Raw genomic sequence first — 22,654 nt, 5'->3', positions numbered from 1 at the left:
AAGGGGACTGCCGGCTATGCTTGGGCGATGCAGAACCAGGGACGCCGACGGATTCTCCCCTTGAGTCTGGCGGCCTTGTTGTCGGTTGGCTGCGTGGCCTCGCAGGAGCGGATCCCACGCGCACCTACGGTGGCCGGCGTGGTCGACTCCCCGTCAGAAAGACACGCGGCGGAAGCCCTGACCTTCCTTCAGCCACTCCTCTCCACGGAACCCGGCGGCGCCGGTGGCGACGGCGTACGGGACCTCGATGCGTTGCGCCGTTGGCTGGGGGACGCGCGGGTCGTGGGGCTGGGCGAGAGTCTCCATGGAGTCCATGACTTTCACCGCTTCGGGCATCGCCTGTTCGAGGAGCTCGCTGATCGTGGGGCCTTCGACGTGTATGCGCTCGAGATCGATCAGACGCATGCAGCGATGCTGGACCAGTACGTCCAGGGGCAGCGCTCGGACCTCGATGCCATCCTCGCTTCGCGTTGGTGGTCGGCGATCTTCTACGACGAAGCGTTGCTCGACCTCCTGCACTGGATGAGGGCCCACAACCAGACCGCGACCCGACCGGTCCATATCGCCGGCTTCGACATGAAGCAGCCCGACCTCGCGACTGCGGCCATCGTCGAGCGGCTCCGCGCCATCGACGCGCGAGCTGCGGAGGCGCTCGTGCCGCTGTACGGCGAGGTCCTCGCACTTGGTGGTTTCGGCATCTTTCCCAATGTCTCGGGGATGACGGCGAGCGTCTCGTGGCCGCGCCCCACAGGCGAGCCTCCGGAAGCCGTTCGTGTCGCCGTGTCGCTTCGCGGGCGCGGAGTCACGTTCGGGCAGGTCGGGCTCACCGTGCAGGGAACGAACGCCGATGGTGTCGAAGCCGACCGCGCGACGAAAGTGCTCTCGCCCATGGAAATCGAGGACGGCTGGACATCGGTCGAGATCGACTATCCGTTGGCGACGACCGCGAAGCAGCTTCGAATCTCGGTCTTCCATCGTGGCAATGGCACCGTCTGGTTCCACGGTCTCGAGGTCCGTCCAGCAGGAGCGACGGAAGCGACGGCCGTTTCGCTCGCCAGTGCTGCAGTCGCGCCTCTCCTCTTTCCCACGCTTCAGGTGCAGGACTACCGGGCAACTCAGGTGCAAGATCCGAGTCTCGACGGCGCACCGGCGTTGCAGGTCGAGTGCGATCCCGGAGTCGACCGTGCGATGTCGGCCCTGGGAGAGGCGGAGGAGCTCCTGCGGGAGAGCCTCGAGAGGCATGCCGGTGAAGTCTCGTCCGAGGCTTCGAAGTGGCTGCATCAGCTGGCGTTGGCGGTGCGTCAGGCGGTCGAATGGAGGGTTCTCGCCGAGCCGAACCGCGACCGATTCCTGGCCCGGAACGTCGCTTGGCTGCAACGCTCGGGATATCCGGGCTCGCGAGTCCTGGTTCTCGCCCATACCGTGCATACCGAGCGAATCAGCGAGCGCATGGGAGGCTTTCTCGCTATCGAGCTCGGTAATCGGTACCGCACGGTCTCACTTCTCGCGCTCGCTGGGCACTACCGGTACTTCGGCGATCCGCGCACTTCCGGGCCAGGCACGCCACTCGAGCTCTACGCGATCGAAGATCGCGACCGCCTGCCTCTCGCCTCGCAATTGGCGACGCAGCTCGAAACGGACCTTCTGTTCGATGTCGCCGGAGCGGCGAAGGGCCTTGACGGCGGGCAATCCCTGGGCTCGGCCGTGCAGGCCGTCGGTGATCGGATGGACGTCGCTGTGCTCCTGCGTCAGGTGACTCCGCTTCGACCGCTTCCCTGACTCTGGCGGGAGCCGACTCTTGCGCATGCAATGAAAAACCGCCGGTCCGGGAGCTCCGGGCCGGCGGTTCGGGTCGGAAGGCAGGCGCGTCAGTTCATCAGTTCAGGGATGGCGTGTTCTCGGAGAAATACTCGTGGCTGTCGGCATTGTCGATCGCCTTCTTGGGTGAACGGGTCGCCAGGCTCTTGCAGGCGGTCTGGCCATAGGCCCAGTCGTCGGTGCCGGCGACGGCGTTGAAGTGCGACATCTCGTGCACCAGCGTGCCGGCCTTCGAGTCCGTGCCGGTGGCCGGGGCCGACCAGAAGGCGTTGCAGACGTAGATCTTGTAGGGCTGGGTGGGATAGACGTAGGCGTAGTAGTCGTCGGTGCAGCCGCAGTCGACGACCACCGGCTTGGTCAGGAAGGCGTTCTCGATCGAGGTGTAGTGGCTCTTGGCGGTGTTGAATCGCGAGCTGTTCTTGGCGCCGAACCAGGTGGTGTAACGCGGGCCGACGGTCGAGTAGGTCTTGCCGAGAAGGTAGTTCTTGGAGCCGGTGGCATAGGTCGTGGCGTTGCCGACTGCGGTCGTGACCGTGCTCTGCTGGCCCGAGGAACAGTTGGTGTAGGAGAGACCCTGGGGAGCGTTGATGGCGTGGATCGCCTCCCAGTCGACCGGAGCGCTCACCGGCGCGTCGCGCCAGATGGCCACCGCGGTTGCGGCCGCCATCTCGGTCTCGGTCGCGACCTCCATTCGGCCTGCGAAGTCAAACCGAGCCTGCTTCGAAGGCTGCCGGGTTGCGGGGTCAGTCGGCGGACTGCAATTCGGAGAGCAGCGATCGCAGGCGGGGTTCGTCCGGGGCGAGGTCGAGGGCGCGGCGCAGGGCGGTGATCGCTCCTGATCGATCGCCGGCGCAGAGATGGGCGAGGGCGGCGGTGGCGAAGACGTCGGACTCGTCCGGGGCGAGCTCCGCGGCGCGCGCGAGGTCCTGGACCGCATCCGCGCAGTCGCCGGTCTGGACGCGGTAGCGGCCGCGGAAGAGCCAGAGTTGGGCCTCTTCGGGGGCGACGGCGATCGCCCGGTCGAGGAGCGCCAATCCCTGGTCGATCGCGCCGGCGCGCTCGCGGACGATCGCCCGGGCGATCACGAGCCGGGCGCCGTCGGGCAGACCGTTGGCGATGGCGCGCGCCAGCAGCTCGTCCGATCGCCCGGTCTCGCCGGCCGCGAGAAGGAGCTCGGAGAGGTTCCAGAGCGCCGAGGCGAGATTGGGCTCGAGCTCGATCGCCCTTTCGAAGGCTGCGCGCGCTCGGGCCTCGCTCCGGGAGCCGCGCTCGCCGCGCAGCACGATCCCCTCGTTGTTCCAGGAGCTCGCGGTGCGCGTGGCGTCGGGTCCGCCTGCGGCGAGGGCGGAGGCGCTCGCCCGGACGGCTTCGCCGCTGCCGATGTAACCCAGCGCCTGGAGTTTCGCGATCGCTTCGGAGGCCTCCGCGAAGTCGCGGGCGTCGTCCGGTCTCGACCGCTCCACGCGCGCGGCGAGCTCGCCGTAAACGCGGGCATAGTCGAAGGCGGGAGCTGACGGCGGCGGGATGGCGCCGAGCGCCTGCGACTCGGCCAGCGCCGCGGCCGGCAGACCGGCAAGCGCGAGGAGCGTGGGGAAGACCTGCCGCAATCTGCCGTCGACGGCGCGCCCGGGCGCGACGCCCGGGGCGCGGACCATCCAGATCCCCTGGCTGCGGTGCCAGCGGGCCGCCGTCCGGGTGTCCGAGCTCGCCCAGCGATCGGGCCGTCCCTCGGTCCAGAGGAATCCGTGGTCCGACGCGACGACGACGTTCGAGCCGGTCTTGTCGGCGAGGGCGAGCAGGCGCCCGAGGAGGGCGTCGACTTCCCGGAAGTAGCGCTCGGGCACGTCGCGATAGCGCGCGAAATCGACCTCCGACACCTCCGGCTGGCGCGGCGGCGCGAACGGCGCGAAGACGTGGCCGATCGAATCGGTCCCCTGAAGGTAAACCAGAGTGAGGTCGAGAGCGGGGGCGCCGGCGAGCAGCGACTCGGCCATGCCGCCGTAGAGTCGCGTCTCGACCAGAATCCGTCGCAGCGCCGAGACCGGATGGTCGTAGGCACGGGCCGCGCCGGAGCGCGCGCGATACTCCTCCTCGGTCAGCCAGGGCAGATAGGCGCGCAAGGCCGCGAATCCCGTCTCGGCTTCGACGGTCGCGAGCCGGGCTCTTGCCCAGCCCGCCTGCGTCTCCGGGTAGATGGCGCCTCCGGGCGGCTCGCTTTCGACGTTCAGGAATCCGAAGAGCCGGTCCGAGACCACAATGCCGTCCACCGGCTCCGCCGGATGAGTCGCCCAGAGTCCCAGCAGACCGACCCGCTTGCCGGCCCAGGTGAGAGCGTTCCAGATCGCCGGGGCGCGCCGGTCTTCACTGCCGATCGGTTCGCGCAGCCCGGAGCCGGGGGCGAACCGGCTGAAATCGAGGATGCCGTGCTCGACCGGCGAGACGCCGGTGAGCATCGACGTCCACAGCAGAGGCGACAGCGCCGGCGTTTCCGACGCGAGCTCGCCCCAGGCCGACGCGGCACGGAGCTGGGCAAGATGGGGCATCGCCCCCTTTGCCAGGAGCGGCTCGAGCTGCTGCCAGTCGGCGCCGTCGAGACCGATGAAGAGGATCGGAGGTTCTGCCTGCGCCCGCCCGGCAAGCTCGCCGACTTTCCGTGGCGCATGGGAGAACTCCGCGGCGCCGGGTCGAGGAGTTGCCCGCCGCTGCGGAGTGTCGCCACAGGCCTCGAGGACGAGCCCGGCGGCGAGGAGCAAGTTCATGGAGGCTCGAGGGCGCATCGGGCGGCGGGGATCATTTTAGCGAGTCGCGGACGGCGGAACACGCTGCCGCAGGAAATCGCAAGACCGCGTGTTGATAGCTGCAGTACGTCAACGGTCAACCGTCATTCACTGGTCTTTTTTGCTGAGTCTGGGAGGAAGCCCAATGAACCTGCGACTGCCACGCACATTCCTTTCGACTGCGCCGTTGCAGAGGGTCCTCGCGCTCCTCGTGGTCGCGGGTGCGCTGAGCGGCGCGGTCGCCGCGCAGGGACCGCCGCCCCCCCCGCCTCCGCCGGGACCGTTGCAGCCGCCGCCGGCGCCGGCGGGAAACCCGTTGACCCCCGAAAAGATCCTCCTCGGCAAGGCGCTCTTCTGGGAGGAGCAGCTCTCGTCGACCCGGACGGTCGCTTGCGGCACCTGCCACATCCCGGCGGCGGGCGCCTCGGATCCGCGCACCGCCTCGAGTCCGCTGGCGCTCCACCCCGGCGCGGACGGCCTGTTCGAGACTCCGGACGACGTCCTCGGTTCGCCTGGAGTCCCGCAGAGCCTCGCCGATGGCACCTACGTCGACCATCCCGATTTCGGCATCCTCGAGCAGGCGACTGGACGGCGAGGGCGCCCGGCGAGCGAAGCCGGCTATGCGCCGAGCCTGTTCTGGGATGGCCGCGCCGGCGGCGCTCTGGTCGACCCGGAGACCCTCGAGGTCGTGCTCGCCTCTGGCGCGGCACTCGAGTCCCAGGCTCTGGTCCCGATTCTCAATTCCACCGAGATGGCGCACGGCGCCCGCGAGTGGAGCGAAGTGGTCTCGCGCCTTCAGTCCGCGGCGCCGCTCGCTCTCGCCGAGTCGCTGCCGCCGGCGCTCGAGGACGGAATCGGCGGGCGATCCTACCCGGAGCTCTTCGCCTCGGCGTTCGGCACGCCGGAGATCTCTCCGACGCGAATCGCCATGGCCATCGCGAGCTACGAGCGCACGCTGGTGTCGAACGAGACGCCTCTCGACGTGGCACTCTCGGGTGGCCCTGCGCTGACGCCTCTCGAGCAGCAGGGCCGGGCGGTCTTCGCCAACCGCAACTGCGCCGTCTGTCACGGCGGCGCCTTGCTGTCGAACGACGCCTTCTTCTACACCGGCGTCCGCCCGGTGCAGGAGGATCTCGGACGCTTCGCCGAGACCGGCAACATCGGCGACCGCGGAGCGATGCGGACGCCAACGCTGCGCAACGTCGCCTTGCGGGCTCCCTACATGCACAACGGCGAGATCGCGACGCTCTCCGACGTGGTCGACTTCTACGATCGCGGCGGCGACTTCGACGCTCCGAACAAGAACCCGCTCATCGTCCCGCTCAACCTGTTGCCTCAGGAGAAGGCGGCGCTGCTCGCCTTCATGACCCGTCCGCTCACCGATCCACGGGCCGCCTCCGAAAGCGCGCCCTTCGACCGGCCGCGGCTCTACTCCGAGGGCGACCGGATTCCTTTCGTCGAGGGCGTCGGCATCCCCGGCGGCGGAGGCGTCGAGCCGCGGGTCGTCGCGCTCGAGCCGGCCTTCGCCGGCAGTCCCGGCTGCACGGTCGGCGTCTGGGCCGCGCTCGGCGGCGCGACCGCGGTGCTGGCGATCGACGACAGCGATCCGGGCCTCACGCCGCCTCCGGGCGCGGCCTTCGCCCGGGAAGAGGTGACGCTCTCCGGCGCCGGGGCCACCGGCGGCTGGGGCTCGGTGAGTCTGCCGATTCCGTCGGACCTTGCGCTCTACGGCACGAGTTGGTTCGGACGCTGGTACGTCACCGATCCGGCGGCCGCGGGTGGCTTCGCGGTCAGTCCGCTGCTGCGTCTCACGATCTTCCCGGGACGCCGCGCTCCCGGGACGGCGATCTTCGCCGACGGTCTCGAGTCCGGCACGACGGTCGCCTGGACGGCGACTGCGCTCTAGCCGCTAGACGCTGCCCTTGCCGCGCAGGAACTCGGCCAGCGCTTCGTCCTCGGTGTGGATGTGGGTCAGCAGCCACTGCTCGAGAGCTTCGACGCTCGCAGCCGCTCCTTCGTCCGGATGACCGAGGATCCGGGTCGAGAGCTCGCGCAGCTCGGCGATCAGGCGGTCGTGCTCGACCTCGTGGGACTCGAATCCCGGGTAGGCGTGCAGCCGCATCAGATGCTGCTCGGCGAGGAAGTGGGCGTTGGCGAAGATCTCCAGCTGGTCCATCAGCACGAGCACCTTGGCCCGATCGCCCGCGGCGAGAGCCGCCTCCAGCGCCCGCACCATCTGCATCTCGACGGCGTGCTCGTGGTCCATTCCCTCGAGCCCGGCAGCCGCGTGATCGTCCAGCTTGGAGGAAGGCATCGCTCGCTCCTGTCTGTTGTGGGCGCTGCGCACGCCCAGGGAGGATTCTACGCGGCCGTCCGGGTTAGTTCCCCGGCCTGTCGGGTGGGGCGTCGAGCCCGACCAGGCGCAGCAGCACGAGCGCGTTCGTCGTCGTCGCGAGACCTTCGCGGAGACGGTAGTCGAAGCTCATGGTGGGACCCTCCGGCCCCTCTTCCAGGGTTTCGCGAAAGTGGACGTTCGCGAGCCGGTCGGCGATCGCCGGGACGCGCGCGATCTCGAGATCGTGGGTCGACACGGCGCCGATCGCCCCCGAGCCGAGGAGACGCTCGACGATCTTCGCCACGGCGACGCGGCGCTCTTCGCTGTTTGTGCCGCGCAGGATCTCGTCGAGCAGGAAGAGGACGGGGGGCGATCCGGCGCGCTGCGCTGCCGCGGCTCGCGCCACGATCGCCTGCAGGCGCTGGAGCTCGGCGAGAAAGTACGATACCCCTTCGAGGAGCGAATCGTCGATCCGTCCGCTGGTCTCGACGACCAGTGGCGGCATGCGCAGCGCCCGGGCGCAGACCGGCGCCCCTGCCTGCGCGAGCGACGCGTTCACCCCGATCGCTCGCAGGAGCGTGCTCTTGCCCGACATGTTCGAGCCGGTGACCAGGAGAAGCCGCCCGCGCGGTCCGACCTCAACGTCGTTGCCGACGCGCGCGGCGTCGGAAAGAAGCGGGTGCCCGAGTCCCCGGGCCGTCAGACGGTCCGCGGCCGGATCGATCTCGGCGAAGACCCAGTCCGGATGATCGAAGCGGACGCCCCCGAACGCCGCCAGCACCTCGAGCTCGCCGGCCGCCGCGAGCCACTCGCCGACGAACCGGCCGGCGCGGCGCTGCCAGGCCCCCACCCGCTCGAGCAGCAGGAGGTCCCAGGCCATCGCCGCCTGGAGGAGGGTGTGGACGCTCGAATGGCGCACATCGGAGAGCTCGGAGAGACGGTGGAGCCTGCCGAGCTCCGCCGCCGCATCCAGACCCGAGGCTTCGAGACGCGCCCGGATGGCGACGAGGCCCGGTGCGGCGAAGTCGCGCGCCGCCATCCGCTGGAGCAGGTTGGCGTAACCCGAAAACGCCCCTTCGCGCGCCGACATGCGCTCCATCTCCGCCGCGAGTGAGCGTCGAACCGACCAGGTCCAGGCGTAGTTCGCGACCAGGAAGAAGAGCCAGAGATGGATCGGCACGACCCCGGTCATGGCCAGCAGGAACGCCGCGAGGCTGGCGAGCGCGGAAACCCTGCCCGCGAGGCGCAGGTGCGGGTGGCGTTCGGCGTAGGGGGTGCCCTCCGCCCATTCGATGAAGCGCGTCGTCGCAGTCGATGTTGCGGCGAGGGGCATCGCCGCCACCTCGAGATCCTGCCGAAATTCGATCTCCGGCGCGAGCTCGCTCACGGCGTCCTGGCGCGCCACGACATCCACTGCCGGGCTCTTGCCTTCCGTCAGCCAGGCCGCCAGCGTTTCTCGCCCCGAGGGCGTTGCGACCGCGCCGAGCCATTGGGCGACCGAGCCCGGTCCGAAGAGGTTCAGGTCCCTGGCGGTGGGCAGGCCTGCCGCGGAGTCGGGAAAGGAGCGCTCGGCGAGATCGTCGAACCGGCGCTCGAGCCGGGCAACCGCCTGCTCGTTGACGATCCGCCGGGCGGCCAGGGCACGCTCGCGCCGGATCACGCGCTCGTGCCAGGAGATCAGGCCGGCGAGGGCCACCAGGCCGGTGCCGCAGACGATCCAGGGGGTGAGGCGGCCGGAGCCCAATCCAGCGACGCCGAAACCGCCGCCGACGACCATCAGGAGGAAGGCGCCGAAGCGCGCCCAGGAGATGCGCGACGACAGCGCGGTGGTCGCGCTCTCCGCAGCCGCGGCGGCGACCGCGCGTTCCCGGTAGACGGTTCCTGGGGAGGGCGCGGATCCGGTCATGCCCCGAAGATAGCGCGACAGCTAACGCAGCCGGCTGTAGCCTGCCGGCCGCCCGGCACCGATCCGGTCGGCAGCGAAGACGATGAGCGGCGTCGCCATTCCCCAGACGACAGCGAGCGACAGCGCCGTCAGCCAGCGCGGCTCGCCCCAGGTGGCCGCGCCCAAACGCTCCCCGGCCAGAAAAGCGAGTGGGCCCCCGGCTGCACCGAGCATTGCGGCCAGAATGTAGCGCTGCGACAGCCAACCGAGCGAGAAGCGCAGCGTCGTCCCCAACTGCAGCCAGAGCATCAGCACCCAGACCGGTGCGATCGCCCCGGCCCCGGCAGGGAGAAGCAAAGGACCGGTAAAGGAAAGACGTCCCGTCAACGATTGTGTGCTGTCCAGAACGAAGCCGACGGCGCCGCAAAGCGCGGCGATCTTCACTTCGCTGGACCTGTCTCTGGCGATGGCAAGGTGAATCAGGAGCAGGGTCCCCGCCAGGGCGGCGCCCGTGCCACCCTGGCCCCAGGCGGCGCCAAGAACGCAAGCGAACCAGCCGGCTTCATACAACGCCAGGTTGAGGATCTTTTCCTTTACCGAGGCTTTTTCCTCTGTTCTCGCCGTCTCCATCTGCCTCTGCCACGCCGCGGCGGCGTTCACGCGCCGCTCCGCCGGAGGATCCGCTGGCAGCGCCAGACGAGGTAGTGCACGTAGAGCCAGAAATGGCGGAAGTCCGGGTTGCGGGTCTCTCTCCGGTGGTAGCGCAGGTAGATCTGCTGGGCGATCGCGGCGAGACGGAAGAGGCCGAAGACCTCGTAGAAGATCCAGTCCGCCGCAGGGATCGCGGGGATCCCCATCCCGCGGCAGTAGGCCTCGACGATCTCCCGTCGGGTGAGCATCCCGGCCAGGTGGGTCGGCTGACGGCGCAGGGCGCGGAACAGCGGGTCGTCGCCGGCCTCGACCCAGTAGGCGAGGGCGCCGGCGAGATCCATCAGCGGGTCGCCGACCGTCGCCATCTCCCAGTCGAGGACGCCGACGATGTGGGTAGGGTCTTGGGGGTCGAGAACGACGTTGTCGAGGCGGAAATCGTTGTGGATGACGCAACTTCCCGCATCCGTCGGGGCGTTTGCCTGCAGCCAGTCGATGACCTTTCGGGCGCGCGGGACGTTGCCGGTGTGCGCTTTGCGGTAGCGCTCGGTCCAGCCGGCGACCTGGCGCCGGGCATAGCCGCTGCCCCTGCCGAGCTCCTCGAGGCCGGCCGCTTTCGGGTCGATGCGGTGCAGCGCGACCAGGGCGTCGACAAAGTGGAGGCAGAGCTTTCGGGCCTCCTCGGGCGCGAGATCCAGGCCGGGTGGCGGATTCCTGCGCAGGATGATCCCGTCGATCCGCCGCATGACGTAGAAATCCGAGCCCAGCACCTCCGGATCGGCGCAGTAGGCGAGGGCCTCGGGGACGAGCGGGTAGTGCGGCGCGAGGCGTTCCAGGATCCGCGATTCGCGCGCCATGTCGTGGGCGGATTTCGCCTTGGTCCCGGATGGCGGCCGCCGGAGCACGAGGTCGAGCTCCGGATAGCGCAGGAGGTAGGTCCAGTTCGAAGCGCCCCCGGCATAGCGCGTCACCTCGGGGAGGGTGCTCGCGCCGAGCGCCGGAATCCGCTCCTTCAGCCACGCCGCGAGGCGCGCGATCGCCGCTTCGTCGAGGTCGCCGTCGCGCCGGCCCCCATCGCCTCCGCTCGCCGCCGGGCGCGCTGCCATGCGCGGACCGCCTCAGCTCTGCGCCGCGGGCGCCACCGGCGGCTCGTACTTGCGCAGCTCGAGCCGGGCGATCAGCTCGCGGTGGACCGCGTCCGGGCCGTCGGCAATGCGCAGGGCCCGCGCCATTGCGAAGCAGGCGGTGAGCGGCAGATCGCTGGTCAGTCCGGCGCCGCCGAAGAGCTGGATCGCTTCGTCCGCGACCTTCTGCAGCATCGCTGGGACGACGATCTTGATCGCCGAGATCTCGCCCCGGGCCCGGCCCGCGCCGCCCTCCTGGTCCATCTTCCACGCGGCGTGCAGGACCTGGAGGCGCGCGCCGTCGATCGCGATCCGCAGGTCGGCGAGGCGCTCGCGGTTGCCGCCGAGGTCGGCGAGCGGCTTCCCGAAAGCGGTCCGCTCGCGACTGCGGCGCACCATCAGCGACAACGCCCGCTCCGCGGCGCCGATGGCGCGCATGCAGTGGTGAACACGTCCCGGTCCGAGCCGTCCCTGAGCGATCGCGAAGCCCTGTCCGGGTTCGCCGACGAGGGCGGAGCGCGGCACCCGCACGCGGTCGAACACGAGCTCGCCATGGCCGGCGGGCGGATCGTAGTCACCGAAGCAGGGGAGCATGCGGAGGATCCGGACGCCGGGCGTCGCCAGGGGGACGAGAGCGAGACTGTGCCGGTGGTGGCGATCGGCCGCCGGATTCGAGACGCCGACGAAGAGGCCGAGCTCGCACCGTGGATGGCCGAGGCCCGTGGCCCACCACTTGTGGCCGTCGAGCACCAGCTCCTCGCCCTCGAAAGCGATGGTCGCGGCAAGGTTCGTCGGGTCACTGGAGGCGACGCCGGGCTCGCTCATGCAGAAGGCGGACCGGATCTCCCCCGAAAGCAGCGGCCGAAGCCAGCGCTCCTTCTGCGCTGCCGTTCCATGGTGGAGCAGCACCTCCATGTTGCCGCTGTCGGGGGCGTTGCAGTTGAAGAGCTCGGGCGCGAGCGCGCTCCAGCCCATCGCCTCGGCAAGCGGGGCGTAGTCGAGGGTGGAGAGGCCGGCGCCGAGCGTCGGGTCGGCGAGGAAGAGGTTCCAGAGCCCGGCGGCGCGCGCCCGGTCCTTTAGCCCCTCGACGAGCGGAGAGTCCCGCCACAGCCGCCAGTCGGCTCCGGCGGCGTTCCCGGCGCAGTTCCCGGCGCGGGTCGCGAGGATCTCCGCCTCGACCGGCTCGACCTCCTCGGAAAGAAAAGTACGCAGGCGCTGCAGCAGGCTCTCGGCGCGGGGCGACAGGCGGAAGTCCATGGCTTGCGAGTATGGCGCAGTCGGGGAGGGGTACGGGAGGCGGAAAGGGGGGATTTCGGAGTCCCGTGTCGCCACCCCGCCGGACGGTGGAAGGCGGCCTCTTGGGGGGTATCTTTCGACTGTCGGAGTTCGGGTTCGAAAGGAGACCGGCGATGCGGATCGGAGTACCCAAGGAGACCCACGCCCACGAGCGCCGGGTCGCGCTCACGCCGTCCGGAGTGCGCACCCTGGTTCAGGAGGGGCACGAACTGTACGTCGAGAGCGGCGCCGGAGCCGAAGCCGGCCACGCCGACAGTCTCTACGAGGCCGCGGGCGCGCGCGTCGTCTTCGACCGAATGGAGATACTTCTGCGGCCCGAGTTGCTCTCCTGCGTCCATCCACCGCGGGCCGAGGAGTTCCGGCTCCTGCCCTCCGGTCAGATCGTCTTCGCTTTCTGGGGCCTCCCGGCGGCGCGCCCGGAGGACATCGGGCAGCTCCTCACGAGCGGTGTCACCGCCGTCGGTCTCGAAGCGATCGAGGATTCCGAGGGCAACGCGCCGATTCTCACCTCGATGTCGGAGATCGCCGGCGGACTGGCCGTGGTCTTCGGTGCCGGGGCGCTGCTCAATACGGGTCGGGGGCAGGGCGGGCGCGGCATCCTGCTCGGCGGTGCGCCCGGCGTCCCGCCGGCGCACTTCGTCGTGCTCGGCGCCGGCGTCCTCGGTATCAGCGCAGCTCGCGCCGCCATGGGTCTGGGCGCCCAGGTTTCGATGCTCGACGTCGCGGTCGAACCGCTGCGCCGCGCCCGCGAGGCGCTCGGACCGGGCCTGACCACCATGCTCTCGACGCCGCCCAACATCGAGAAGGCCATCGCCTTCGCCGACGTCGTGCTCGCCGCCGCCGCAGTGCACGGACAGCGCGCTCCCCTGCTCGTGCGCCGCGAGATGCTGGCGCTCATGCGGCCGCAGAGCGTGATCCTCGACCTCTCGATCGACATGGGCGGCTGCTTCGAGACTTCGCGGCCGACCTCCTTCCCCGACCCGACCTACACGGTCGACGGGATCGTCCATTTCTGCGTTCCGAACCTGCCATCGGTGGCGGCGCGTTCGGCGACGCTGGCGCTGACCAGTGTTCAGCTGCCCTACCTGTCGGCTGTGGCGCGCGATGGCATCGAGGCGGCGGCTCTCGATCATCCGCGCCTGGCGCGCGGTGTCTACCTCCACGAGGGCGCCTGCGTGCATCCGTCCCTCGCGCGAGTTCACGGCCTCGCGCTGACTCTTGGACCGCCCTGGACGCCGGGGGCCGCTGCTACCGGCGGGAAGGAAAACTGACGATGCAGTGGAACGAGGCTTTTCGCAGCAAGGTGATGTCCGCCGACGAGGCGGTGAAGGTCATTCGTTCGGGAGACCACGTCTGGGTGCACGCCGGCTGCAACTCGCCGCTCGAGCTCACCCACGCCATGACGGCGCGCGCCGCCGAGCTCGAAGGGGTCGAAGTGACGCACCTCATGGTCCTCGGCAAGGCGGAATACGCTGCGCCCGAGCATGCGCGCTCCTTCCGCCACCGGGCGGTCTTCACCGGCGCCAACGTCCGCGACGCGGTCGCCGACGGCCGCGCCGACTACGTGCCGATCTTTCTCTCGGAGATCCCGCGGCTCATCTACTCGGGGCTCCAGCCGGTCGACGTCGCGCTCATCCACGTCTCGCCGCCGGACGATCACGGGTTCTGCTCCTACGGCGTCGGCGTCGAGTGCACGAAGGCGGCGGCGGAGCGCGCGACGACGGTGATCGCGCTCGTCAACCGCCAAATGCCGCGTTCGCTGGGCGACAGCTTCATCCACGTCTCGAAGCTCTCCCGGGTCGTCGAGATCGACCGCCTGCCGGTCGAGCTTCCGGTGCCCGGAAGCCCGAGCGAGGTGTCGCGCGCCATCGGTTCGCACATCGCCGAGCTCATCGAGGACGGCGCCACCCTGCAGATGGGGATTGGCGAGATCCCGGACGCCGTGCTGCTCTTTCTCACCCAGAAGCGCAACCTCGGCATCCACACCGAGATGTTCTCCGACGGGTTGATCGATCTCTTCGAGCAGGGCGTCATCACCAACGAGGCGAAGACGCTGCACCGCGGCAAGATCATCGCCTCGTTCCTTCTCGGCACGAAGAAGAGCTTCGACTTCCTGCACAACAACCCTTTCGTCGAGTTCCACCCCAGCGATTACGTCAACGACCCGACGATCATCGCCAGGAACGACAAGATGGTGGCGATCAACTCGGCGATCGCGGTCGACCTCACCGGCCAGGTCTCGTCCGACTCGATCGGCAGGCGGATCTACTCCGGTTTCGGCGGTCAGGTCGACTTCGTCCGCGGCGCGGCGCGCTCGAAAGGCGGCAAACCGATCATCGCGTTGCCGTCGACGGCGCAGAAGGGCTCGGTTTCGCGCATCGTCGACGTCCTGGCCGAAGGCGCGGGCGTCGTCACTTCGCGCGCCGACGTCCACTACGTCGCGACCGAGTTCGGCATCGCCAGCCTGTTCGGCAAGTGCCTGCGCGAGCGTGCGCAGGCGCTGATCTCGATCGCCCATCCCGACTTCCGCGAAGAGTTGCGAGATGCGGCCAGGAAGAGGAGGCTTCTGTGACGCCCATCACTGCGACGACCGAGGCCGCCCTGGCGGCCCCTGCAACCTCGAACGGCAGCAACGGATACGTCGACACGCCCTGGAGCGATCGCTTCGCGATGCGCACCGAAGGGCTTACCAGCTCGATCATCCGCGAGCTCCTGAAGTACACCCAGGATCCGGAAGTGATCTCCTTCGCCGGCGGGATGCCGGCGCCCCAGATGTTCCCGGTTCAGGAGGTCGCCGCCGCCTGCCGGAAGGTCCTCGCCGAGCAGGGGAACCAGGCGCTGCAGTACTCCGCGACCGAGGGCTACCTGCCGCTGCGCGAGCTGCTCGTGCGGCACATGGAGCGCTACGGCATCCGGGTGACTCCGGCGAACGTCCTCATCACCTCGGGCTCGCAGCAGGCGCTCGACCTCATCGGCAAGCTCCTGATCAACTCCGGCGACCGGCTGCTGGTGGAAGCACCGACCTACGTCGGCGCCCTGCAGGCGTTCAACTCCTACGAGGCGCGCTATCTCACGGTGCCGCTCGACGGCGAGGGTCTGCGGGTGGACAGGCTCGAGGAGGAGCTGCGCTCGGGCCCGAAGTTCCTCTACGTGCTGCCCAATTTCCACAATCCCGCCGGAACGACGCTGCCGGAGGCGCGGCGCAACCGGGTCGTCGAGCTCGCCAGTCACTACGGCGTGCCGATTCTCGAGGACGATCCTTACGGCCAGCTGCGCTACGAAGGAGAGCACCAGCCCCCGCTGGTCGAGATCGACTCGGAGTATCACGGCGAACGATCGGGCAAGGCGGCTGCGGGCGGCCGGTTCCGCGGTGGCGTGATCTACCTTTCGAGCCTCTCGAAGACGCTCGCTCCGGGACTGCGCATCGCCTGGGTCGTCGCCCCGACCGACGTCATCGGCCGTCTGGTGCAGATCAAGCAGGGCGCTGACCTGCACACCTCGACCTTCAACCAGATGGTCGCCTACGAGACGGCGCGTGGTGGTTTTCTCGATCAGCACGTACGGGTGCTGCGTGATTTCTACCGACTCCGCCGCGACGCGATGCTCGACGCGCTGCAGCGCTACATGCCGGAGGGTGTGGAGTGGACGCGCCCCGAGGGCGGTCTCTTCCTCTGGCTGACTCTGCCCGCCGGCGATCTCGAGAAGGTCGGTGCCCAGGCGATCCTGCAGGAGGCGGTGAAGTCGAAGGTGGTTTTCGTGCCGGGGTCGGCGTTCTTCCCGGGCCCCAGCGCCGACGGCCGGGGCGAGCGCTCGATGCGTCTCAATTTCTCCTACTGCACGCCAGAGATGATCGAGGTCGGAATCCGCCGTCTGAGCGAGGTCGTGGCCGGCGCCATCGGAGCCTAGGAGGCCGGCGCGAATCCCGCTGGCGATCCCCGTCGAGTCGAGTCGACCAGCAGCACGCCGGCGATCCAGACCAGGTCGGCACCCAGGAGGTGCAGAAGCTGCATCGCCACAGGGGCGAGAAGCGCGAGCGTCAGCAGCCCGACCGCGAACTGAGCCAGCACGAACGCAATCGTCCACCTCGCCCAGAAGCCGGCGCGAGCGCCTGCCGGGGCCGCTGCACGTATCCGCTGCGCCAGGTGGATCCAGAGAACTCCCGCCCCGATCGCCACCAGCGGATGCAGGACGCGCAGCTGAATCAGGAAATGTGCGGTCGGAGAGAGATCCTGAGCGAAGCCCTCGGCGAGCGAAGTCGCCGGGAAGAGGGTATCGCCAAGCGCGGCAATGGCGCCGGTCACGGCGGTGAAAAGAAGCGCAGTAAAGGAAAGAAAGTTCAGCCAGCGCGGCGGAAGGCCCGCGGTCGCGCCGACGGGCACCCCATTTACTGGAAGCTTCTCGTCGGTGGCTCCACTGCTGGATCGCTCGGCGAGCAGAGCCAGGATCGCGATCAGCAGGAAGGTGTTGACCAGATGTCCCGCCATCCAGACCGCTCGCGCTCCCGAGCTGTTCTGGCCGACGTACTCGAGCAGCACGAGACCGGCTCCGAGCGCCGCCTCGCCGAAGATGAACAGGATCGCCAACCAGGCCAGCCGGCGCATCGAGCGTTCTTCCAGGGACTTCTTCGAGTAGCGCCGCAGGGCGCGCACGCCGAGCGCCACGACGGCGATGAGTGCCAGGCCGCTGGTCAGCCGGTGCCCGAGCTCGATCAGGGTCTCGATCTTCGGATCCTGCGGCACGACGACGCCGTTGCAAAGCGGCCAGTGCGCTCCGCAGCCGGCGCCGGAGCCGCTGGCGCGAACGAAGCCGCCCCAGACGATGACGGCGAGGTTCAGGGCGAGGACGAACCAGGCGAACCGAGCGAAAGAGAGGCCTTCCGAAGGGCTGGAGGGCGAGATTGGGAGACGGCTCTTCATCGCGGCAAATGTATCGCGCTATTCTCTTCCTGTCCCGCTTCGACCGCACGCCCCGGCTCCCGCCAGGACCGGCTCGCCGAACGGACTTTCCCGGAGACTCACCATGACCGCAGGCAACCCGCTCCACGCGCTCGCCGGCCTCGGCCAGTCGGTCTGGCTCGACTTCATCCGCAGGAGCTGGCTCGAGGACGGCACGGTCGAGCGGTTGATCCAGGACGACGACCTGCGCGGCATGACCTCGAATCCGGCGATCTTCGAGAAGGCGATCGCCCACGGCCGCGAATACGACGCCCAGATCCAGGCGATCGTGGCGCGCGGCGAGCGCCAGGCGGAAGCGATCTACGAAGAGGTCGCGGTGGCCGACATCCGCCGGGCCGCCGACCTCCTCGCCGCGGTCTACCGCCGGACGCACTGCCAGGACGGCTACGTCAGCCTCGAGGTCTCGCCCGAGCTCGCCGAGGATCCCGCCGGAACCCTTGCCGAGGCGCGACGGTTGTGGAAAGAGGTCGACCGCGCCAACCTGATGATCAAAGTCCCGGGAACTCGAACCTGTCTGCCGGTGATTCGGACGCTCCTCGCCGAGGGAATCAACGTCAATATCACGCTCCTCTTCGCCAAGGATGCCTACGCGCTGGTCGCCGAGGCGTACCTGGCCGCTCTGGAGGAAAGGCTCGGTAGAGGGCTGCCGGTGGATCGCGTCGCTTCGGTGGCGAGCTTCTTCATCTCGCGCATCGATACGCTGGTCGACAAACAGCTCGAAGCGAGATCGGCGCTCGTTTCGCCGGCCGATCGAATGCGCCTCGAAGCACTGAAGGGCAAGATTGCCATTGCCAACGCCAAGCAGGCGTATTCTCTATTTACTGGTCTTTTCGCTTCACCGCGGTGGCAACGCCTCGCCGAAGCGGGCGCCGTACCGCAGCGCCTGCTCTGGGCCTCGACCTCGGCCAAGAACCCGGCGTACCGCGACGTCGTCTACGTCGAAGAGCTCATCGGGCGCGACACCGTGAACACGATGCCGCCCGAGACGATCGATGCCTTCCGTGACCACGGCGTGGCGAAGGCGACGCTCGGCTCCGGCCTGACCGAGGCGCGCCAGCAGCTGGAGGAGCTCGCCGCGCTGGGGATCGCGCTCGATGCGGCGACCGACGAGCTCCTCGCCGACGGGGTGGCGAAGTTCGTCGAACCGTTCCGCAAGCTCCTCGCCGCGATCGCGGCGAAGACGGCGGAGCTGGCCGCACGCACGGACACGGGAGCGAGCGGATCGGTGGCGTCGCAGGTGACGCGATGATCGCCCGGCTGGCTCCGGAGCTTCGCGTCGCCTTCGACGCCGCCGCAGCCGCATGGAAGGCAGGCGACCGCACGGGGCGGATCTGGGAAGGGGATGCCACGGTCTGGACCGGGCGCGACGAGGCCTATTGGCTGGGCTGGCTCGATGCACCCGAGCGCGAAGCGGCGCGTCTCGGCGATTATGCCGAGCTGGCGCGGGTCGCCTCCCACAAGGGGGTGCGCGACATCCTCCTGCTCGGCATGGGCGGCTCTTCGCTGGGCGCGGAGGTGCTGCGCCGATCGTTCGGCGAGGGCGATCTGCGGGGTGGTTTTCCTCGGCTCCATGTCCTCGACTCGACGCATCCCGACCAGGTGCGGGCGGTCGCGCACCTCCTCGATCCGGCGACGACCTGGGTGGTGGTGGCGAGCAAGTCCGGCTCGACGATCGAGCCCAATCTTCTCCTTGCCTACTTCCTGGATCACTTCGAATCGGCCTTGGGGGCAAACGCCGCGGCGCGCTTCATCGCCATCTCGGATCCCGGCTCGACGCTCGACCAGTTGGCGCGCGAGAGGCGTTTCCTGGCGCTGGTGCCGGGGGAGCCGACGGTCGGCGGGCGTTTCTCCGCGCTGTCGCCGTTCGGGCTGGTGCCGGCGGCGCTGCTGGGGCTGGACCTGCCGCGCTACCTCGAGCGCGCTTCGGAGCTCGCCGCTGCCTGCCGCGAGGCCGAAGTGGAGAAGAACCCCGGCGTCAGCCTCGGCCTCGCGCTCGGGGTGGCCGCGGAGGCCGGCAGGGACAAGCTGACGCTCATCCTCGCGCCGGAGATTGCGGCGCTGGGTGCCTGGCTGGAACAGCTGGTCGCCGAGTCGACGGGCAAGCTCGGACAGATGATCCTGCCGATCGACGGCGAGCCGCTGGCGCCGCCGAACTGGTACGGCAAGGACCGCCTGTTCGTGGTCGTGCGCTACGCCGGCAGGCTCTCCGACGAGCAGGAAGACGCGGTCGCGACGCTGCTGTTCGCGGGTCAGCCGGTCCTCGAGATCGACTGCGCGGATCTGGCGGAGCTCGGCGCCGAGTTCTACCGCTGGGAGTTCGCCACCGCCGTGGCCGGCGCCTACCTGCACCTCCATCCGTTCGATCAGCCGGACGTCGAGGCCGCCAAGGCCGCGGCGCGCAAGCTAACGCAACGGGTGGAGGAGGGCGGAGCCCTTCCGCCGGAGGCCCCGTTCTACGCCGAGCACGGTGTCGAGCTCTTCGCCGACCCCGACGAAGCGGCGGCGCTCTTCCTCGCCGCCGACGAACGTTCGCTGCGCGGCATCCTGGCCGCGCACCTCGATCGCGCGCGGCCCGGCGACTACGTGGCACTCTGCGCCTTTCTCGAGATGAGCGCCGAGAACGAAGCCGCCCTGGCCGAACTGCGCAACGCCGTGAGCAAGGTCACCGGCGTCGCCACCACCCTCGGCTTCGGTCCCCGGTACCTGCATTCGACCGGTCAGGCCCACAAGGGCGGCCCGGCGACGGGCCTCTTCTGCCAGTTCACCGACAAACCGGCCGCCGACCTGCCCGTCCCCGGCCGCCGCCTCACCTTCGGCCAGGTCATCGCCAGCCAGGCGAGAGGCGACTTCGAGGTCCTCACCGAACGCGGCCGCCGAACCCTCCGCATCCACCTCGCCATGGGCGCCGAGAAAGGCCTGCGAAGACTTCTCTCCGCCTTCTGATCCCTCGCGCCGCTCGGCGAACGGATTCAGCGGTGTCGGAGCGCTCGAGCGGTGGAAATTGACGATGCGTACGGAAATGCGTACGATGTCCCGTGTGAAGACGATCCCCGCAACGAAGGCGCGGCAGAACCTCTATCGGCTGGTGGACGAGGTCGCGGAGTCGAGTGAGCCGGTGACGATTACCGGGCGGCGGGGCAATGCCGTGCTGGTCTCGGAGGACGACTGGCGCGCGATCGACGAGACGCTCTACCTGCTTTCGATTCCTGGCATGCGCGACTCGATTCGCGAGGGGATGGCGGAGCCGCTCTCGAAGGCGGTGAAGAAGCTCTCCTGGTGAAGGCAGGGTCCGGGCGAGTAAAGGCTGCGGAGCCGCCTCCCGGCGCTTGGGAGGTCGTGTTCACCCGTCAGGCAGTTCGTGACGCGAAGAAGCTCTCGCAGAGCGGGCTCAAGGATAGGGCGGAGAACCTGCTGGCCGTGATCCGTGAAGACCCGTTCCAGTCCCCGCCCCACTTCGAGAAGCTCGTTGGCGATCTCGCCGGCGCGTTCTCCCGCCGCATCAACATTCAGCATCGTCTGGTCTATGAGGTCTTTCCCGAGCTCCGAACGGTCCGCGTCCTACGGATGTGGACGCACTACGAGTAGCAAGCGCCCTCGCGGCGCTTGCCGCAGACGAGCGTCCGGCGCCTGCGGACCGATCGAGGCCGCTGCTGAAGTCCAATCCTGAAATGCGCTCGCCTTTGGAGCGCTGTCCAAAGTAAGGAGGGGGCTCCTCGCTTTGGTGGGGGAGCAACTCATTCCTTCGGCCTTTGTGTCGGAGCGCGGCGTGTGATGCGCTTGCGTCAGATCGAGCACGCTGCAGCTGGCCGCGACAGCGGCGGGAGGATGGGATGCACGTTCGGCGCAAAGTTCTTCGCTGGCTCGTTGGGCTTCCAGTCGGGGTGGCGTTCCTCGCCTCGCCGATGGCGGCGGTCGTCGGCGGGACGACCACGACCGAATTCCCCGAGGTCGGCGCGCTGATCCAGGGCGCGACGCTCTTCTGCGGCGGCGTCCTCATCGGCCCCGCCTGCATCCTGACCGCGGCGCATTGCGTCGAGTCGGGCACGATCACCGACATGCGCTTCTTTCTCGGCCCGGACATCGCCGGCCCGGCCGATTTCGAGGCCGACCTCGTCGCGGCCGAGCTTCATCCCCAGTGGGCCGGGACACCGGGTGAGTTCGATCTCGCCGTCGTCTCCCTGGCGAGCGCGACTGCGGTGCCGCCACTCGGCTTCGCCGCCCCCGGCGGCTCCGGGACGTCGGTCACGATCGTGGGGCTCGGCTCCGACGGAGCGGGCGGCGCCGGGGTGAAACGCTTCGCCAGCGTGGACGTGCTCACGCTGACAAGCCTGGTGATCACCACGGACGGCACCGTCGCCAACTTCTGCGCCGCGGACTCGGGCTCGCCAGTGCTGGTCGCACCAGGGGGGCAACGGGCGATCGCGGGCATCGCCTCCGGCACGGACGACCACTGCGAGACCTTCGCGCTCTCGACCCGCGCCGACAACCAACTGGCCGCCTTCATTCTCCCGGCGATGGCTTCGACCTGCGTCCCGCCGGGGCCTGACTCGGTTTTCGACAACGGCTTCGAATTCGATCCGCCGGAGCTCGACTGGTCGCTCGTCGCACCGGCAACGAGCTCGTGCTTCGGCCAGTGCTTCCTCTTCGAGCCTGGACGCGCCTGCAACTGCGACGAAGACTGTCTCTCCCGCCTCGATTGCTGCCAGGACCTCTGTTCCGCCTGCGGGCCCTGCTGAAAGCGCACGAGCCGCGCGCGGCGTGAGCCGGAGCTCTCGCCGCTGTCCTGGGGCCGGGGGAAAGGACGAGGTGAGCCGGGGAGTCGGAGGGTGAAACGCGCCCGGGCGCGCGGGAGGCGCGGCGCCCGGGAGTCAGGCGGATCTCAGTCGATCGAGAACTGCAGCAGCTCGACCGGAGTAGCAGGCTGATTCCCCGTCAGGGCGACGCTGACCGAAGCGCTACCTAGCGCAGGAATGACCAGCGACCACTGGAAGGCGCTGGTGATGTCGCCGCTGGCGAACGGCAGGCCGGTGTTGTCGAGGTTGTCGACGTCGGCATCGCCGAGCAGCACAGCGACGTCCGCCGCGCCAAACGCGCGCACCATGTAGGAGGTCGCGGCCGGACCGAACGCGCGGTACTCGGCGGTGCCCGCGGTGGTGTCCGCCACTTGAATGAACGTATTGGGATTCCCGAGGGTGGCGGTGTCCGTACCAGCAGTGCCGTTGACGTCGAAATCGGCGAAATGGAAGAGGTCGATCGTCAACGGCGCGGCATCGCTGAGATTGGTGATCGTCATCGTCTGGATCACTTCACCCGACCCGGCGCCGAGCGAGGTGATGGCAACGGCGAGCGAGGCGTCGAAGCCGCGAGCCGAGACGTTGCTCCAGGTGATCGTTCCCGCGGCGGCGGCGCAGGTCGTCGTGGTCGGCGCCGGAAAGAAGAACTCCTGGGCGTCGCCCGAAACCCGGAACCACCAGCCGTCCTCGAACAGATAGTCGCCGGTGCCCACGCCCGTGAAGTTCGACGTCGGGCTTACATCGTAGTGGGACGTCGCCGGGATGGTCCAGGTCGCCGCTCCGGAGGCGACCGTGCAGGCCTGAGCGTGGAGCGGACCGCCGGCGACGGCCAGAAGGACGAAGAGGCAGAATGCGAGGACAGCGGCGAAACGTGGTGAGCGCATGAGAACCCTCCTTGAGGTTGGTTCGCCTGTAGGAAGCACGATCCGACCCTGACGGGTCGCACCACTACGGGATCGGTCGGCTTCAGATTTCTGCGAGTCTAAGCGAACTTGCCCGGTCGTGCTACCCCGGGAGGCCCCC

General features: G+C 69.2%; 17 protein-coding genes and 1 pseudogene. 9 read left to right on the top strand and 9 right to left on the bottom strand.

All coding sequences use genetic code 11. From position 1 onward, the window contains the following. The first annotated feature begins 60 nt into the window (after window positions 1–60). The gene (locus KBI44_01860; GenBank protein MBP9143205.1) at window positions 61–1,779 is read left to right on the top strand and encodes an erythromycin esterase family protein; all 1,719 of its coding nucleotides are present in this window, start codon (window positions 61–63) and stop codon (window positions 1,777–1,779) included. Window positions 1,780–1,876: 97 nt separating this feature from the next. Here KBI44_01860 and KBI44_01855 read toward each other — a convergent pair whose 3' ends face one another. After that, on the bottom strand, window positions 1,877–2,485 hold the full coding sequence (locus KBI44_01855; protein MBP9143204.1) for a peptidase M35: 609 nt from the start codon (window positions 2,483–2,485) through the stop codon (window positions 1,877–1,879). 76 nt (window positions 2,486–2,561) lie between these two features. After that, window positions 2,562–4,577: an alkaline phosphatase family protein gene (locus tag KBI44_01850; GenBank protein ID MBP9143203.1), complete on the bottom strand. Its 2,016-nt coding sequence runs from the start codon at window positions 4,575–4,577 to the stop codon at window positions 2,562–2,564. A 163-nt stretch (window positions 4,578–4,740) separates the two neighbouring features. On the opposite strand from KBI44_01850, the gene KBI44_01845 reads away from it, so the two are divergent. After that, on the top strand, window positions 4,741–6,501 hold the full coding sequence (locus tag KBI44_01845) for a c-type cytochrome (GenBank protein MBP9143202.1): 1,761 nt from the start codon (window positions 4,741–4,743) through the stop codon (window positions 6,499–6,501). A gap of 3 nt (window positions 6,502–6,504) precedes the next feature. On the opposite strand, the gene KBI44_01840 is transcribed toward KBI44_01845, so the two are convergent. From KBI44_01840 to KBI44_01820, 5 genes are all read right to left on the bottom strand, one after another. Beyond that, window positions 6,505–6,909, bottom strand: a complete 405-nt coding sequence (locus tag KBI44_01840; GenBank protein MBP9143201.1) for a hemerythrin family protein — start codon at window positions 6,907–6,909, stop codon at window positions 6,505–6,507. Between the two features lie 64 nt (window positions 6,910–6,973). Next, entirely contained in the window at window positions 6,974–8,836 is a 1,863-nt protein-coding gene (locus KBI44_01835; protein ID MBP9143200.1) for a hypothetical protein, read from the bottom strand. Window positions 8,837–8,857: 21 nt separating this feature from the next. After that, window positions 8,858–9,475 (bottom strand): DUF2878 domain-containing protein, encoded by a 618-nt coding sequence (locus KBI44_01830; GenBank protein MBP9143199.1) that lies wholly within the window; start codon window positions 9,473–9,475, stop codon window positions 8,858–8,860. Further along, window positions 9,472–10,569, bottom strand: a complete 1,098-nt coding sequence (locus tag KBI44_01825) for a phosphotransferase family protein (protein ID MBP9143198.1) — start codon at window positions 10,567–10,569, stop codon at window positions 9,472–9,474. The genes KBI44_01830 and KBI44_01825 overlap by 4 nt, the downstream gene beginning before the upstream one ends. Window positions 10,570–10,581: 12 nt before the next feature. After that, entirely contained in the window at window positions 10,582–11,844 is a 1,263-nt protein-coding gene (locus KBI44_01820; protein MBP9143197.1) for an acyl-CoA dehydrogenase family protein, read from the bottom strand. A 152-nt stretch (window positions 11,845–11,996) separates the two neighbouring features. On the opposite strand from KBI44_01820, the gene KBI44_01815 reads away from it, so the two are divergent. The 3 genes from KBI44_01815 (at window position 11,997) to KBI44_01805 (ending at window position 15,789) form a co-directional block, all read left to right on the top strand. After that, complete coding sequence (locus KBI44_01815) at window positions 11,997–13,154, top strand: alanine dehydrogenase (protein ID MBP9143196.1); 1,158 nt, start codon at window positions 11,997–11,999, stop codon at window positions 13,152–13,154. Window positions 13,155–13,156: 2 nt separating this feature from the next. Continuing rightward, window positions 13,157–14,455: an acetyl-CoA hydrolase/transferase family protein gene (locus KBI44_01810; protein MBP9143195.1), complete on the top strand. Its 1,299-nt coding sequence runs from the start codon at window positions 13,157–13,159 to the stop codon at window positions 14,453–14,455. Window positions 14,456–14,553: 98 nt separating this feature from the next. Next, window positions 14,554–15,789 (top strand): PLP-dependent aminotransferase family protein, encoded by a 1,236-nt coding sequence (locus KBI44_01805; GenBank protein MBP9143194.1) that lies wholly within the window; start codon window positions 14,554–14,556, stop codon window positions 15,787–15,789. On the opposite strand, the gene KBI44_01800 is transcribed toward KBI44_01805, so the two are convergent. Further along, complete coding sequence (locus KBI44_01800; protein MBP9143193.1) at window positions 15,786–16,799, bottom strand: COX15/CtaA family protein; 1,014 nt, start codon at window positions 16,797–16,799, stop codon at window positions 15,786–15,788. The two genes, KBI44_01805 and KBI44_01800, sit on opposite strands and share 4 nt — an antisense overlap. Before the next feature lie 103 nt (window positions 16,800–16,902). Between KBI44_01800 and KBI44_01795 the strand changes: the two are divergent. The 4 genes and pseudogenes from KBI44_01795 to KBI44_01780 all read left to right on the top strand — a co-directional run bounded on the left by KBI44_01795 (window position 16,903) and on the right by KBI44_01780 (window position 21,574). Beyond that, a pseudogene (locus tag KBI44_01795) lies at window positions 16,903–19,781 on the top strand (bifunctional transaldolase/phosoglucose isomerase). A 94-nt stretch (window positions 19,782–19,875) separates the two neighbouring features. Next, entirely contained in the window at window positions 19,876–20,118 is a 243-nt protein-coding gene (locus tag KBI44_01790) for a type II toxin-antitoxin system Phd/YefM family antitoxin (GenBank protein ID MBP9143192.1), read from the top strand. Then, the gene (locus tag KBI44_01785; GenBank protein MBP9143191.1) at window positions 20,115–20,423 is read left to right on the top strand and encodes a Txe/YoeB family addiction module toxin; all 309 of its coding nucleotides are present in this window, start codon (window positions 20,115–20,117) and stop codon (window positions 20,421–20,423) included. The genes KBI44_01790 and KBI44_01785 overlap by 4 nt, the downstream gene beginning before the upstream one ends. A gap of 296 nt (window positions 20,424–20,719) precedes the next feature. Then, the gene (locus KBI44_01780; protein MBP9143190.1) at window positions 20,720–21,574 is read left to right on the top strand and encodes a trypsin-like serine protease; all 855 of its coding nucleotides are present in this window, start codon (window positions 20,720–20,722) and stop codon (window positions 21,572–21,574) included. A gap of 143 nt (window positions 21,575–21,717) precedes the next feature. Here the strand turns inward: KBI44_01780 and KBI44_01775 are convergent, their stop codons facing one another. After that, window positions 21,718–22,515 (bottom strand): hypothetical protein, encoded by a 798-nt coding sequence (locus tag KBI44_01775; GenBank protein MBP9143189.1) that lies wholly within the window; start codon window positions 22,513–22,515, stop codon window positions 21,718–21,720. Between the last annotated feature and the right edge of the window lie 139 nt (window positions 22,516–22,654).

The sequence above is a fragment of the Thermoanaerobaculia bacterium genome, assembly GCA_018057705.1.
GTDB lineage: Bacteria > Acidobacteriota > Thermoanaerobaculia > Multivoradales > JAGPDF01 > JAGPDF01.
Note: the sequence above shows the minus strand (reverse complement) of the source record. Positions and strands in the feature narration are given on the sequence as shown.

Bases quoted from the DNA above. Each gene is read 5' to 3' on its own strand.
- KBI44_01855 (MBP9143204.1), bottom strand. From the start codon at position 2,485: ATGGCGGCCGCAACCGCGGTGGCCATCTGGCGCGACGCGCCGGTGAGC.
- KBI44_01810 (MBP9143195.1), top strand. From the start codon at position 13,157: ATGCAGTGGAACGAGGCTTTTCGCAGCAAGGTGATGTCCGCCGACGAG.
- KBI44_01800 (MBP9143193.1), bottom strand. From the start codon at position 16,799: ATGAAGAGCCGTCTCCCAATCTCGCCCTCCAGCCCTTCGGAAGGCCTC.
- KBI44_01775 (MBP9143189.1), bottom strand. From the start codon at position 22,515: ATGCGCTCACCACGTTTCGCCGCTGTCCTCGCATTCTGCCTCTTCGTC.
- KBI44_01820 (MBP9143197.1), bottom strand. From the start codon at position 11,844: ATGGACTTCCGCCTGTCGCCCCGCGCCGAGAGCCTGCTGCAGCGCCTG.
- KBI44_01840 (MBP9143201.1), bottom strand. From the start codon at position 6,909: ATGCCTTCCTCCAAGCTGGACGATCACGCGGCTGCCGGGCTCGAGGGA.
- KBI44_01850 (MBP9143203.1), bottom strand. From the start codon at position 4,577: ATGAACTTGCTCCTCGCCGCCGGGCTCGTCCTCGAGGCCTGTGGCGAC.
- KBI44_01815 (MBP9143196.1), top strand. From the start codon at position 11,997: ATGCGGATCGGAGTACCCAAGGAGACCCACGCCCACGAGCGCCGGGTC.
- KBI44_01845 (MBP9143202.1), top strand. From the start codon at position 4,741: ATGAACCTGCGACTGCCACGCACATTCCTTTCGACTGCGCCGTTGCAG.
- KBI44_01805 (MBP9143194.1), top strand. From the start codon at position 14,554: ATGCGCACCGAAGGGCTTACCAGCTCGATCATCCGCGAGCTCCTGAAG.
- KBI44_01835 (MBP9143200.1), bottom strand. From the start codon at position 8,836: ATGACCGGATCCGCGCCCTCCCCAGGAACCGTCTACCGGGAACGCGCG.
- KBI44_01825 (MBP9143198.1), bottom strand. From the start codon at position 10,569: ATGGCAGCGCGCCCGGCGGCGAGCGGAGGCGATGGGGGCCGGCGCGAC.